Consider the following 13,488-nt stretch of genomic DNA (forward strand, 5'->3'; position numbering starts at 1 on the left):
CCGAAACCCAACGCAGTCTGCTATAGTCGAGCCATGGCACAGGAAGCACTGAAGAACGACCTCCCGCAGCAGGATTACGGCGCGGAATCGATCACCGTCTTGCGCGGGCTGGACGCCGTGCGCAAGCGTCCGGGCATGTACATCGGCGACACCGATGACGGTTCCGGACTGCACCACATGGTCTACGAGGTCGTGGACAACGCGATCGACGAGGCGCTGGCCGGCTACTGCGACGCGGTCGTGGTGCAGCTCAACGCCGACGGGTCGGTCACGGTGCGCGACAACGGCCGCGGCATCCCCACCGACATCCACTCCGAAGAGGGCGTGTCGGCGGCGGAGGTCGTGATGACCCAGCTCCACGCCGGCGGCAAGTTCAACCAGAACTCCTACAAGGTGTCGGGCGGCCTGCACGGCGTGGGCGTGTCGGTGGTGAACGCCCTATCGGAGACGCTGGAGCTGCGCATCTGGCGCAACGGCCGCGAATGGTTCATGCTCTTCCGCCATGGCGTCGCCGATGCCCGTCTGGCCGACGTCGGCCCGGCCCCGATGGTGGACGACGGCAACGGCGGGCAGAAGCCGCTCTCCGGCACCGAGGTCACCTTCCTGCCGTCCAAGGACACCTTCACCAACACCGAATTCGACTTCGCGACGCTGGAGCACCGGCTGCGCGAGCTGGCCTTCCTGAACTCCGGCGTGCGGCTGGTGCTGACCGACGCCCGCGGGGTGGAGCCGAAGGTCCAGGACCTGCACTATGAAGGTGGCCTGGAAGCCTTCGTGAACTGGCTCGACCGCTCCAAGGTGCCGCTGCACAAGCCGGCGATCTCGATCAAGGCGGAACGCCCGACCGAGCATGGCGGCGTGGTCACCGTGGAATGCTCGCTCCAGTGGAACGACAGCTACCACGAGACGACCCTCTGCTTCACCAACAACATCCCGCAGAAGGACGGCGGCACCCACCTCGCCGGCTTCCGCGCGGCGCTGACTCGGGCGATCAACAACTACGCCAACGAGTTCGGGCATCGCGAAGAAGGAGAAGGTCAACCTCTCCGGCGACGACGCGCGCGAGGGGCTGACCTGCGTGTTGTCGGTGAAGGTCCCCGACCCGAAATTCTCCAGCCAGACCAAGGACAAGCTGGTCTCCTCCGAAGTCCGCCCGGTGGTCGAGGCGGTGGTCGGCGAATGCCTCGCCCAGTATTTCGAGGAGCATCCGGCGGACGCCAAGCGCGTCGTCCAGAAGGTGGTCGAGGCCGCCGCCGCCCGTGAGGCCGCCCGCAAGGCGCGCGAGCTGACCCGGCGCAAGGGTGCGCTCGACATCGCCTCCCTGCCCGGCAAGCTGGCCGACTGCCAGGAGCGCGACCCGGCGCTGTCCGAACTCTTCATCGTGGAGGGCGATTCGGCGGGCGGCTCGGCCAAGCAGGGCCGGTCGCGCCAGTTCCAGGCCATCCTGCCGCTGCGCGGCAAGATCCTGAACGTGGAGCGGGCGCGCTTCGACAAGATGCTGTCCTCGGCCGAGATCGGCACGCTGATCGCCGCGCTGGGCACCGGCATCGGGCGCGACGAGTTCAACCCGGACAAAACGCGCTACCACAAGATCATCATCATGACCGACGCGGACGTGGACGGCAGCCACATCCGCACGCTCCTGCTGACCTTCTTCTTCCGGCAGATGCCCGAGTTGATCGAGCGCGGCTACCTCTACATCGCCCAGCCGCCGCTCTACCGCATCAAGCGCGGCAACGCGAAGGAGCGGTACCTGAAGGACGACCGGGCGCTTGAGGAGTATCTGATCGAGGCGGCGCTGGGCGACCTGTCCGTGCGCCCCGCCGACGGCTCCCTGCTGAACGGCGAACCGCTGCGCGAGATGGTCGAGCAGGCCCGCGGCGGCCGCCTGCACATCGAGACGCTGGCCCGCAAGGCCGGCAACCTGTCGGTGGTGGAATCGGCGGCGGTGAGCGGCGCCCTGTCGGTTGCGTTGTCGCAGGACACCGCCCAGGCGCAGCAGGCGGCCGAGGCGGTGGCCGCCCGGCTCAACGCGCTGGACGTGGAAGGCGGCTGGCGCGGCGAGAGCCTGCTCCAGGGCGGTTACGCGCTGGTGCGGACGCGCCGCGGCGTGACCCACCGCCACCATCTGGACGCCGACCTGCTGAAGAGCGCCGAGGCGCGCAAGCTGGACGCCATCGCGGCGGACCTGAAGCGCGTCTACGCCGAGCCGGGCCGCGCCTTCGAGAAGCAGAAGGAGAGCCGCAGCCTGACCGGCCCCGTCGCCCTGTTCGACACGGTGATGGAGTTGGGCCGCCGCGGCGTGACGATCCAGCGCTACAAGGGCCTGGGCGAGATGAACCCCGACCAGCTCTGGGAAACCACGCTGGACCCGACCAAGCGCTCGCTGTTGCAGGTGAAGGTCAACCACGCCGACCAAGCGGAGGAGGTCTTCTCCACCCTGATGGGCGACATCGTCGAGCCGCGCCGCGAGTTCATCCAGGAGAACGCGCTCAAGGTTGCCAACCTGGACGTGTAAACAGGTGTTGTGGTCCTTAACGCAAAGCTTGAGGAACCTAACTCTATGATTGAGAAGTTTCACTCAATGATTGAGAAAGGCTGAGATCAAGCGAAGCTGGAACTTGACAGAACAGACGCAGAATGGGGTGGATCCAACCGGGTCCGCCCTTTTTCATAAAGCCCACGTTCCACACATGGAACTGGGGCTGGCGCCCTGCCCCATCAGTCCTTGAGACGCTTGCGCCGCGGCGGCTCGGCGCCCCCTTTCGATGATCAAGCCGGCCAACATGACGGGCGGGTGCGTCGCCAGAGCACGCGCCAAATCGACCACCATGGCAAGCGATGGATTGGAACGGCCGCGTTCCAAATCGCTGAGATAAGGCACGCTCATTCCGGCGCCGAACACGAGTTCCTTCTGGAAAAGGCCTCCTCGCTTTCTGTCCAGCAACGGGCGCCCCGTAACACTCGGCTGTGGGCCGACCAGTTCGGCCAAGGTCCAGCCCGATGCCGCACGCCCACCATTCCGGTGCCGCCCAACACCACGTTCGTGTTCAAATTCGCCTTCCTCCGTCCCACACGGGTGAAATCTCCCCGATCGCCCTGACGCGACAGACTGGCTATGCTAGAAACGTGCGAGGTTGCTTCCGGGACCACGGAATGGCCCGGGCGCGCGCCCTGATAACGCTGCGATAATCACGGCTATCGTCGGTTTATCGATGAACCTTATCGCCGTCGGGTAGTTCGTGCGAAAAGCCGGGTTCCAAGGGGTTCGACACCCAGCCTGCCCCCGTTTTGCAGACCGGATCGTGCGAAATGCGGGCAGTTCATGCGAAAAGCGTCCTCGGTTGGCCTTTGGCTCGCTTCTATGTCGTTGATCTGCCAGTGGTCCTTTCCGAACGAGAGCCGCTGTCACCGCCGCCAGATCCATCCCGCAGCTGGTTTCGTGCGGCTTTCGTCGCCTTCCGCGGCCTCCGACCAGCCAGCGGTCACTAGCGTTTTGTCGCGCCCCAGAACCGCTCAGGTGGGCTTTGATCGGTGGTGGTTTCGCCGTTCCCGGCCCTGCCTCCATGTTCATCCGGGTGATTGAAAGCTCCCGCAGCCGCTTACCTGCATTCATACGGCTGACGTTGTATCTATCCGCGACGTTCAATGAAGGCTTTCGCCAAAGCTTGTTTCAGATCCTCTGGACGAAAAGGTTTGTGCAGTAGCGTATACCCGCCCCGCTTCGCTTGTCGCAGCCGCTGTGGATCGGTATCGCCAGTGACCAGCACAGCCGGCACACGCTGTCCAACCGCTAGACGGATGGTGGAAATAGCTTCCAACCCAGTCTTTCGTTCGGCGAGGCGAAAGTCACTCACCACGATATCAGGAAAAATGCCTTCCATTTTTACACGGCTGACTGCCTCGGTGGCCGATTTGGCAGCGATGACTTGGCAGCCCAAACTTTCCAGGAACATGGAAAGCGCACCACGCTGCCAATCTTCATCCTCGATCACGACAATAGTGCGTCCGGCAAAATCAATCTGCGTCTGCACTTCCTTGGTTTCAGCGGGTTCAGTTTCAGCCTGTGCCAGTGGCACCTCGACGAAAAACATCGCCCCCTTTCCAAGCGTGGACTTTACACCAATGTGATGGCCCAGCAACCCCGCGGTCTTGCGCACGATGGCGAGGCCAAGACCAAGACCCTTGCGGCTGTTCCGCTCCGGATTGCCGATCTGGTAGAACTCCTCGAAAATGAGATCGATTTGGTCCGGCGGGATGCCAGGCCCGGTGTCCCAGACTTCCACCCGCAGTACGACACCGGACAGTCGGCAACCGACCAGCACTCGCCCTCGCTCCGTGTGAGCTATGGCGTTGCTGATCAGGTTGCGTAGAATGCGCTCGAGCAACAGCGGATCGCTGCGTACCGATCGGCGACACTCGGTGACGTCCAGGTTGATCCCCTTCCGCTCCGCCAAAGCCGACATCTCACGGACCAACCGTTTGACCACATTGCACATCCGGAATTCCGATATGGTCGGCTCGACGGTTCCGGCCTCCAGCGTGGCGATGTCGAGCAGACCATGGAGAAGGCCTTGGCCGGAATGCAGCGCCTCTTGCACGCGCTCCAGCAGCGCCAAGTTGTCCGCCTGTTCATGCAAGCGCTGGGCGAGCACACCGGTAAGCAATTCCATAGCTTGGAAAGGCTGGCGAAGATCGTGGCTGGCCGCAGCGAGAAACCGCGTCTTGGCGCTGTTGGCCCGCTGCGCCTCGGCCCGTGCGGCTTCGGCTTGAGCCAGAGCGCGGCGTCGTTCCAACTCGTGCATGACCAAATGGGCGAAATCGGCGAGGTCACCCTGCCGATCTGGGCCGAAATCCCAATGCGTTTGTTGATCGATCACGGTGAAGGTTCCGAGCAGATGCCGGTCTTCCGCGACGAGTGGAGCGCCAGCATAGAAACGGATATGAGGTGGGCCTGTCACAAGATCATTGTTGGCGAAGCGTTCGTCGGCCATTGCGTCGGGCACCACCATCACCCGCTCTTCCAAAATGGTGTAGGCACAGAAAGCCAGACGGCGCTCCGTACATGATATCTCCAACCCATAATGGGATTTGAACCACTGGCGAGTTTCGTCCACCAAACTGACCAGAGCAATGGGCATGCCGAAATAGCGGGCAGCAAGAGTGGTGATCCGGTCAAAAACCTCCTCAGCTGGCGTGTCGAGGACGTCGTATCTCTTCAACGCATCGAGCCGCGCAGACTCGTTGTCCGGCCGAGGTGGAGTGCTTGGGGCCAAATTTTGTCCTCCCTAGCTGTGTAACACTGGAGGGCGTAGCATTTCTCACTACACTGGGGGCAGTGTACTTTTGCTCTTCCTGATCTGCTCTCTGTTTCCTGGTCAGTTGGCTAAACTTGGTACGCCCGTCGAAGACCACATCCAATGATGGAGAAACGGTTAAGCCGCCCCAGGTTTGGCGCAGCCCCAATTTCCTGGTAAGGCGGTTATGCCAATGACCGGCTGAGATGGTGCGTTGGCGGCGTCTTTTCCGTATGCCTTGACACGTGGAGTGCCTTCGAATATTCCATATTTATGGAAATATGGAATTGGTTCCGCTGCCGGGTCTATTCCGCTGTGCTGGAGAAAGCCCAATGGAGAAGAAGGCGGTTCTGTCCGCGCTGACGGCGCTGTCGCAGGAGACGCGGCTGGACATCTTCCGCCTGCTGGTGCAGGCCGGCCCCGAGGGCCATTCCGCCGGGGCCATCGCCGAGGCGCTCGGCGTGGCACCCGCGACGCTGTCCTTCCACCTGTCCAACCTCACCCACGCCGGGCTGATCGTGCAGCGGCGCGAGAGCCGCTCGCTCATCTACTCCGCCGACTACGATCGGATGACCGCGGTCCTCGGCTTCCTGTCCGAGAACTGCTGCGGCCGCCCGGCGAACACCGCCGCCCGCGCACCGGTCTGTGCGCCGCCTCCGGAGGCGGTCAACACCGAAGACCAGGGAGAACCCGGTCATGAAACGCCTGCACGTTCACGTCGCGGTTGCTGATCTCCAGCAATCCGTCCGCTTCTACGCGACCCTGTTCGCCGCCGAACCGACCGTTCTCAAAGACGACTGCGCCAAGTGGATGTCGGCCAGCGAAATAACCTTTACTGAAGCCTTTTCGGCCCGAAACCTGGTCGCAATAACGTGAACTGGCGCGTGTCGCCGCCGCACCCTCGACCTCAATAACCTTTACCGGCGATCCCAATAACCTTGATTGGGGCTTGGCCGCAGGTCTGCCCTCCGGAGGCACGCGCCGCCGTTTGTCCATGCTGCCGGCCGCCCGGCCGTTGCCAGACCCGTGCACGATAATTGGGCCTATGGTGCACAAGGGGTGAGTTCACACCCCACCACAGCACGCGGTGTGATTTGAGCAACGACCTGACCGTGGTCGAGACCGCCCTGTTGGTTCCGTTGCAAAGTTTGATGTCGGGCGCGAAGAGCGCCGGTTGAAGGCTCTGCCTTATCGGTCGATGCGCACGACTCCGCGGCGGACGATCTCCTCCACCGACGGGAGCAGCCGCCGCGCCGGTTCCGGCAGCGTGGCCGCGGCCGGGCCGCCTTGCGGACGGCCGACGACGAGGCGCCCGACCATGCCGGCTTCCTCGTGCGGAAGGCAGAAATAGTCGTAGACGCCCCCCACAATGAGGCGCAGCTCAAAGCTCTGGTCCGGCAGCAAATAGTCGGAGTGCCACGCCGCCGCCCCTTCCGGGATGCGCAACGGGTGGCCGTCGTTCACCGGGTGGTAGGCGGTGCTGGTGTGCGAGTTACCGGGATCGACGTTGATCCAGCGGATCGTCTGGCCGGGCTCGACCAGCACGCCGATTGGATCGAACCACACCTTCGAGCCGTCGGCGTTGCCGCGCATGTGAATCTCCACAGCCCCTTCGGCCCCTGCTGGTGGAAGCGGGCCGAGCAGCGCCAGGCCGGCGGCCCAGCCGCCGGCCTGCAGCACGGTGCGTCGCGTGATCATGTTACTTCGCCACACGCGCCTCGTCGGCCTCGGCGATATGCCAGAGGACGACGTGGTAATGTGGCTTCTCCACGCCCGGATGGCCGGCGTTGAAGTACATGTCGACATGATCGACCTTGCCGCCGGCGGTCTTCAGGTCGTCGAGCTTCTTCTGCGCCTGGAGGTCCTCGACCGGAACCATGTAAATGGTGCTGGCCAGCCGCCCGTCGCGGTCGTAGGCCAGGAAGGGGCCGACCGGCAGCGTCTTCGGGTCGACATAGAGCGTGCCCATGCCCGGCAGGAAGTCGGGCAGCTTCACCAGTTCGCTGACCTTCTTGTAAGCGCCGCCGGGCGGAGCCTTGTCCAGGCTTTGCGCCTGTGCGGGTACGGTAGCCATGGCGAAGGCTCCGACGACCAGGATGGTGCGGATCAGCATGTTTGTCCTCCCTTGATGAGGGCCCGACGCCGGGTCGGACCGATAGGTGTCACTCGCCGTCGGGCGGCGGTGCTGGCAGGCCCAGGCGGTCGAGCACCCGGGCGACGATGCGTGCGCAACGCTCGCCGGCAAACGGGAACACGCCAGCCAAGTCGGGCGCGAGCTGCTGCCGCAGGCTGTGGCCGAGCAGGCGGCGGGCGCGATGCAGGCGGGTTTTCACGGTATCGGGCGGGATGCCGAGGGCAACGGCCGTCTCCTCGACGCTCATCTGCTCAATCTCACGCAGCACGAAGACGATGCGGAACGGGTCCGGAAGCGCATCGATGGCACGCTCCAGCAGGCGCCGCGTCTCGGCGCGGGCGGCGTTCTCCTCGGGCGTCGCGACAGGCTGTTGGCTCCCTGGGAAGGGGATCACCGCGGCGCCCGCCGTTTGGCCGTCAGCGCCGCCCTCGTCCAACGCGGTCATGGGCCTTCTCTGCCGCAGCCGCCGCAGCGCCTCGTTGAGGACGATGCGGCCCAGCCAAGTCGCCAAGCTGGAATCCTCGCGAAACTGGCCGATGCGCGTGAAGGCCAGAATGTAGGCGTCCTGCACGGCATCCTCGGCCTCGGCGGGATCGCGCAGCACACTGCGGGCCATGCGGAAGAGCCGCTGGTTGTGCCGCTGCATCAGAATGCGGAAGGCGTTGGCGTTACCGCGCCGGATCATTCCGGCCAGTTCGAGGTCGCTGTACACCGTGTGCCGCCCGATGGCGTTTGCCTGGTCCATACCGCGCTCCCTGTCTTGTGGATTTGATCCACGACGTGACGATCAGGTTCCCGCGCAGACGGAGTGCCCATTCCGGATAGGAGGCGAAGTGGCAAGCCGCCGGCTCCGAAGCCGGCGTCCCATTTGCGACATGGCTCTGGTCGCGGTCGGCTCTGAGTGGATCGCTCGGATCAGCGCAGCGTGGACCCAAGGCACCAGGGGCGATGGCCCTTCACCCCACTGCCGTCAGCCAAGAGGTGCCTCAAGACGGCTCAACGGCATTCCGGATGGCCGCGCCCGAGCAACCGCCTCGGCTTCGCACTGTTACCTTTATCGCTGGGTGCGCTTACCGACCGAGGGACCAATGGGCGACGAGATGACTCCCGATGATTTTCTGCCCCCGGACGCCAGGGCACGCTTTGATCGCATTCGTGCAACGGCCCGAGAAGTCTTCGGCGACGACTACAAGGCTCGTGATTTCCTGGTGCGACCGCACCCGCAGCTCGAAAGTCGCCGACCCATGGCCCTCCTCCTCACCGAGGGTGACGAAGGCGTCAGGCGTGTCCAAGACATCCTGCGGGGTCATCGCACTGCTGCCAAGCGATAAGGATGTCCGGCTGGGTTCCCTTGTGCAACGTTAGCGACGGCTTCTGATCACGGAAGAAACGCACCCCAGAGACGAAGCGGATGGAGTCTGCCGAAAGAGACCCTGTCCGCTGCCCAAACGTTCCGTCCACGGACGCAATCCTCCCGCAACGCGGATGGGGACGACATGGTTATCGCAGGAAGGCCGGCGACTGGAGAAGGCCTCCGCGGCGCGGAGGATGGGTTACCGGGCAGCGCATGAGGGCAGGATGACACGGCCGACCGCGCTTGGATCACCCAGCACGCAGGCTGGTCCGCTTCCGCGCCGGGGCCTTGTCCTGTATTGGCCGGGCGTAGGAGGCTATGCGCACAGCCACGAGCGGGCCACCCATTTGGAAATCGCGCGACGGCTTGCTGCGCTCAAAGGGGCCGATGCCGCCGGGGAATTCGACCCGCACCGGCGTTACGCCGATCCGGTCTATCTCCTGCCGGCTTTCACCCTCGTGGGGACCGACGCGGCAAGCGCGCTCGGCATCCGGAGCGAGCATGACCTGTTCGGCGGTGTCGTGCCTCACCCCTTCGCTGCGACCAAGGCGATCACGCACCCGCTCGTCCGGTGCGACGCCTGCGCCCCAGCCGGCTGGTCGGCGGAGATGGGCCAGCGGGTCCGTCGGGTCGTCCTGCCGGGATTCACCGCGTTCAGCCACGGCGACGCGCTTGTCGCGGGTCGGCACCTCTTGAATGGTGGGGCGGTGCGCGTCAAGCCCGTCCAGGAAACCGGCGGCCGCGGACAGGCCGTCGTGGGCAATGACGTCGAACTGACGGCCGCTCTGGCCGCCATCGACCCCGCGGACTTGTCCCGGCACGGCATCGTGCTGGAGGAGCATCTCGGCGACGCCACGACGCTCAGCGTCGGTCAGGTGCGCGTGGCAAATCTTGTGGCAACCTATTACGGCGTGCAACGCCTGACCGTGGACAACAACGGCGCGGCGGTCTACGGCGGCTCCGACCTTACGGTCTGGAGGGGCGGTTTTGACACCCTGCTCGGCCTCGCCCTGCCGCAACCGGTCCGGCTCGCGGTGCAACAGGCCTGCGTCTATGACGCCGCCGCGACCGCGTGTTTTCCCACTTTTTTCGCCTCGCGCCGCAACTACGACGTCGTCCAGGGGGTGGACGTTCACGGCCGGCGGTGTTCCGGAGTGCTCGAACAGTCCTGGCGCGTCGGCGGGGCCAGCGGCGCGGAAATCGCGGCTTTGGAGGCGTTCCGGGCCGACCTGGACCTGAAGGCCGCGCGCGTCGCCAGCGTCGAGACCTATGGCGCCGATGCGGCGCCGCCTCCGGATGCGACCGTGTATTTCCGCGGTCGGGACGAGCGGGTGGGCTTCATCAGCAAATACGTGATGGCTGAACGGTTGGGAGTGGGAGACGCTCATGGCGACGAGGGATGAGGGCATCGACATCGCGGTGGACGACCAACGCATCGCCGGGACGTTGGTCACCCCGGCGGCGGCCATTCCGGGCTTCCTGTTCATCCACGGCTGGAGCGGCAGCCAGGAGCAATATCTGGCGCGGGCGCGCGAGATCGCGGCGCTCGGCTGCGTGTGCCTGACCTTCGATCTGCGCGGGCACGCGCGCACCGATTCACAGTTCGAGACCGTCACGCGCGAGGACAACCTGCGCGACGTCATCGCCGCCTACGACGTTTTGGCCAGCCAGCAGGGTGTCGATCCGGACAACATCGCCGTGGTGGGCAGCAGCTACGGCGGCTATCTGGCGACGATCCTCAGTTCGTTGCGTCCGGTCCGTTGGCTCGCGCTGCGGGTGCCGGCGCTCTACAAGGACGAGGACTGGCACGTGCCGAAGCGGCGGCTCGACCGTGACGAACTGGCGACCTACCGCCGTGGCGAGGTGCGCGCGTCGGAGAACCGGGCGCTGAAAGCCTGCGCGGCGTTCGCCGGTGATGTGCTCATCGTCCAGTCCGAGCATGACGACATCGTGCCGCATCCGGTCATCATCAACTACCGCAAGGCGTTTGAGCGGGCGCGGTCCCTGACTTACCGGATGATCGAAGGCGCGGACCACGGCTTGACGGACGAGGCGTGGCAGGAGGCTTACACCTCACTCCTCGTTACCTGGGCAGCGGAGATGGTGCTGGGCGCCCGGGAGGGAGGCGGTGCGTCGGCGGTGCACACACACCGCCAGCCCATGCCGCGCCGGCGGAAGCCGAGCCAGGCATAGTGCCCGCCTGCCGACATGCTCCCCCTTCCCCTTCCGCCACATCGGTGTCGATCGCTTTTGGCGAAAAGTGGTCGCCAATCAAGGTCTCAGTAAGGCGTCGGCCCTGGGAGTGCTTCGGTCGATGGAAACGCTGTTGACGGAGTGGAACCAGGAAACCGAAGCGAAGGGACCTCTCTATGCTCGTGCACATCATTGCCGATTATGGCCCCGCAGGCGATCTGGCCTTCGCGGAAGTCGTGCAGCGCATCAAGCTCCACCTGCCGGATGCCGAGCCGATCCTAACCCCGGTGCCCCCGTTCGCCACCCTCGCCGCCGGCTTCTGTATCGCCCAGCTCGGACTGAACGACGCGCCCGCCGGAACGATCATCTACCACAACGTCGCGCCGCGCGAGGACGCGGAAGAGGCTCGCGAGGCGAATGCCGGCGGGCGCCTTGCCTTCGCCCGCCTGCCCACCTTTCAATTACCCACATCCGGCAGCACCGCTGGTGACGGCAGTCTCCACCTCGAACGCGGGCAATCCACGGCCTGTTGACATCGCACGATGTTCGGGAGGTGCCGATGGCCACGGGAACCAACGCCTGGATCGACAATGAACTCGCTGGCTGCCACTTTGCCGACGAGCGGCTGGGGCGACGCTTGGGCACGTTGCTCGATCAGATGGCCGGGGCGATGGGCGACAGCATTCCCCTGGCCTGCCAGGACTGGGCCAACACCAAGGCGGCCTACCGGTTCTTCGCCAACGAGCGGGTGAGCGACGCGGACATCCTCTCCGGCCACTTCGATTCGACGCGCCAGCGGGTCGCCGCGGCCTCCGGCCCCATCCTGGCCATTCAGGACACCACGGAGTTCTCCTTCCAGCGTGAGCATCCCGAGAAGATCGGCCAGACCGTCCGGGTCAACAGTGGTCAGGACGAGGAGGGCCGGTTCCGCATGCACACCGTGTGTGGGCTGTTGATGCACGCCAGTTTGGCGGTCACGACCGAGGGTCTGCCCCTTGGGCTCGGCGCGGTCAAGTTCTGGACCCGGAGCAAGTTCAAGGGAACCGCCGCCCTCAAGAGAAGGATCAACCCAACGCGGGTTCCCATCGAGCAGAAGGAGAGTGTCCGCTGGCTGGAGAACCTGCGCCGGACCACGGAACTGTTCGGTGATCCGGGACGCTGCATCCACGTCGGCGATCGCGAAAGCGACATCTACGAGCTGTTTTGCCTGGCTCAGAAGATGGGCACGCATTTCCTGGTGCGAACCTGCGTCGATCGGCTCGCCCTTGGTGGCGATACGACCGTCGACGCCGTGATGGATGAGGTCGCCGTCCAAGGCGTGCATGCCGTTGCTGTCCGAGATGGCAAAGGTCACCTCGACACGGCGAAGGTCGAACTGACCTACCGTAGCCTGCGGATTTTGCCGCCGGTCGGAAAGCAGAAACGCTATCCGGCCCTCTCCCTGACGGTCCTGCGTGCCCGAGAACGTGACGCGCCCGCCGACCGGCCGCGCATTGATTGGAAGCTCCTCACCGATCTGCCCGTCCTCTCGAACGAGGACGCCATTGAGAAGCTCCGTTGGTATTCGGTGAGGTGGAAGATCGAGTTGTTTCACAAAATCCTGAAGTCAGGCTGTAAGGCGGAAGAGGCGCGCCTGCGAAGCGCCGACCGTTTGGTGAAGTTGATCGCCGTCTACTGCTTGGTGAGTTGGCGGGTCTTCTGGCTAACGATGATCAACCGATCGGCGCCGGACATTGACGCAGGGATCGTCTTCACCGAGCGCGAGCAGAAGATCCTCATTTTCCTGATCCCGAACAAGGCTCCAACCACGCCCGGCAGCAACACCCTGGGCATCTATCTCACCAAAGTCGCCAAGCTCGGCAGCTATCTCGCTCGCGGCGGTGATCCACCACCGGGAAACACTGTCATGTGGCGAGGCATGTCTCGCCTGATCGACATTGCATTGGGTTCGGAGATCGCGCCGCAGCTTGTGGGTAATTGAAAGTCGGTGAGCGCCACCTTGGCAAAGTAGGGTCCGGCGTCTGAGAGCCTGTTTGAGAATGCAGAAAATCCGCAGCATGTAGGGGAAATAACCTCAGTCCACCTACTGTATATTGTGTTCTGCACTAGTTCTCAAACAGGCTCTGAGAGCCCGTCCGAGAAGAAGTTGAATCGGATGAATCGGTTGTGATTCATGTGTGGACGACCGCCTCTGTGCAAGAAGAAAAGTGAAGTAATTAGCGAAGTGGTCGGATGCGGTCATGCGTCCGGCCTCTAGAGGTGCGGCGCTATTGACCGCGGGCCATGATGAGATTCGCGGATCAGGTCCCAATCAAAGTTGCGCGTTTGGAACGCATTGAATCACCCGGGCTTTTCTGATCCTCGGCTCGAACCGTATCGCCATCAATTCACTGTTCACCCTCACACATACTTGTTCGCGAATTTGTTAGACGAGATCACCTGACTCAGCGATCGAGAAGATAAGCGGTGGATAAGTCGCCCGCCGAAGCGCTCTCCAGCGCCAGCGTAGG

Annotated in this window: 12 protein-coding genes and 1 pseudogene; 8 read left to right on the forward strand and 5 right to left on the reverse strand. The window is 64.2% G+C overall.

Annotated elements, in window-relative coordinates; genetic code table 11:
* The first annotated feature begins 33 nt into the window (after window positions 1–33).
* A pseudogene (gyrB, locus tag ACWPN7_RS07910) lies at window positions 34–2,518 on the forward strand (DNA topoisomerase (ATP-hydrolyzing) subunit B).
* Window positions 2,519–2,671: 153 nt separating this feature from the next.
* Here gyrB and ACWPN7_RS07915 read toward each other — a convergent pair.
* The gene (locus ACWPN7_RS07915) at window positions 2,672–2,992 is read right to left on the reverse strand and encodes a helix-turn-helix domain-containing protein (RefSeq protein ID WP_492273231.1); all 321 of its coding nucleotides are present in this window, start codon (window positions 2,990–2,992) and stop codon (window positions 2,672–2,674) included.
* A 640-nt stretch (window positions 2,993–3,632) separates the two neighbouring features.
* Window positions 3,633–5,222 carry a hybrid sensor histidine kinase/response regulator gene (locus ACWPN7_RS07920; protein WP_492273232.1) on the reverse strand — a complete coding sequence of 530 codons (1,590 nt, stop codon included), beginning with the start codon at window positions 5,220–5,222 and terminating at the stop codon, window positions 3,633–3,635.
* A gap of 407 nt (window positions 5,223–5,629) precedes the next feature.
* On the opposite strand from ACWPN7_RS07920, the gene ACWPN7_RS07925 reads away from it, so the two are divergent.
* Window positions 5,630–6,028 (forward strand): ArsR/SmtB family transcription factor, encoded by a 399-nt coding sequence (locus tag ACWPN7_RS07925; RefSeq protein WP_349620514.1) that lies wholly within the window; start codon window positions 5,630–5,632, stop codon window positions 6,026–6,028.
* Entirely contained in the window at window positions 5,994–6,173 is a 180-nt protein-coding gene (locus tag ACWPN7_RS07930) for a VOC family protein (protein ID WP_349620513.1), read from the forward strand. The genes ACWPN7_RS07925 and ACWPN7_RS07930 overlap by 35 nt, the downstream gene beginning before the upstream one ends.
* 312 nt (window positions 6,174–6,485) lie before the next feature.
* Here ACWPN7_RS07930 and ACWPN7_RS07935 read toward each other — a convergent pair whose 3' ends face one another.
* Genes ACWPN7_RS07935 through ACWPN7_RS07945 form a run of 3 tightly spaced genes read right to left on the reverse strand, consistent with a single transcriptional unit; the run spans window position 6,486 to window position 8,176 of the window.
* On the reverse strand, window positions 6,486–6,995 hold the full coding sequence (locus ACWPN7_RS07935; RefSeq protein WP_200476122.1) for a plastocyanin/azurin family copper-binding protein: 510 nt from the start codon (window positions 6,993–6,995) through the stop codon (window positions 6,486–6,488).
* A 1-nt stretch (window position 6,996) separates the two neighbouring features.
* A complete protein-coding gene (locus ACWPN7_RS07940; RefSeq protein WP_200476123.1) occupies window positions 6,997–7,410 on the reverse strand; it encodes a DUF5602 domain-containing protein in 414 nt (137 codons plus the stop codon).
* A gap of 49 nt (window positions 7,411–7,459) precedes the next feature.
* Entirely contained in the window at window positions 7,460–8,176 is a 717-nt protein-coding gene (locus tag ACWPN7_RS07945; RefSeq protein ID WP_200476124.1) for an RNA polymerase sigma factor, read from the reverse strand.
* Between the two features lie 343 nt (window positions 8,177–8,519).
* Here ACWPN7_RS07945 and ACWPN7_RS07950 point away from each other — a divergent pair, with 343 nt between their 5' ends.
* The 5 genes from ACWPN7_RS07950 (at window position 8,520) to ACWPN7_RS07970 (ending at window position 12,959) form a co-directional block, all read left to right on the forward strand.
* Window positions 8,520–8,762: an antitoxin Xre/MbcA/ParS toxin-binding domain-containing protein gene (locus ACWPN7_RS07950; RefSeq protein ID WP_349620512.1), complete on the forward strand. Its 243-nt coding sequence runs from the start codon at window positions 8,520–8,522 to the stop codon at window positions 8,760–8,762.
* Between the two features lie 247 nt (window positions 8,763–9,009).
* Window positions 9,010–10,188, forward strand: a complete 1,179-nt coding sequence (locus ACWPN7_RS07955; protein ID WP_456524495.1) for a DUF3182 family protein — start codon at window positions 9,010–9,012, stop codon at window positions 10,186–10,188.
* Window positions 10,172–10,978: an alpha/beta hydrolase family protein gene (locus ACWPN7_RS07960; RefSeq protein WP_459198263.1), complete on the forward strand. Its 807-nt coding sequence runs from the start codon at window positions 10,172–10,174 to the stop codon at window positions 10,976–10,978. Before ACWPN7_RS07955 ends, ACWPN7_RS07960 begins: the two co-directional genes overlap by 17 nt.
* Window positions 10,979–11,154: 176 nt before the next feature.
* Window positions 11,155–11,511 carry a hypothetical protein gene (locus ACWPN7_RS07965; RefSeq protein WP_459198262.1) on the forward strand — a complete coding sequence of 119 codons (357 nt, stop codon included), beginning with the start codon at window positions 11,155–11,157 and terminating at the stop codon, window positions 11,509–11,511.
* 26 nt (window positions 11,512–11,537) lie between these two features.
* Window positions 11,538–12,959 carry an IS4 family transposase gene (locus ACWPN7_RS07970; RefSeq protein WP_492273233.1) on the forward strand — a complete coding sequence of 474 codons (1,422 nt, stop codon included), beginning with the start codon at window positions 11,538–11,540 and terminating at the stop codon, window positions 12,957–12,959.
* Window positions 12,960–13,488 lie beyond the last annotated feature (529 nt).

The sequence above is a fragment of the Azospirillum sp. UENF 312511 genome (assembly GCF_058780635.1).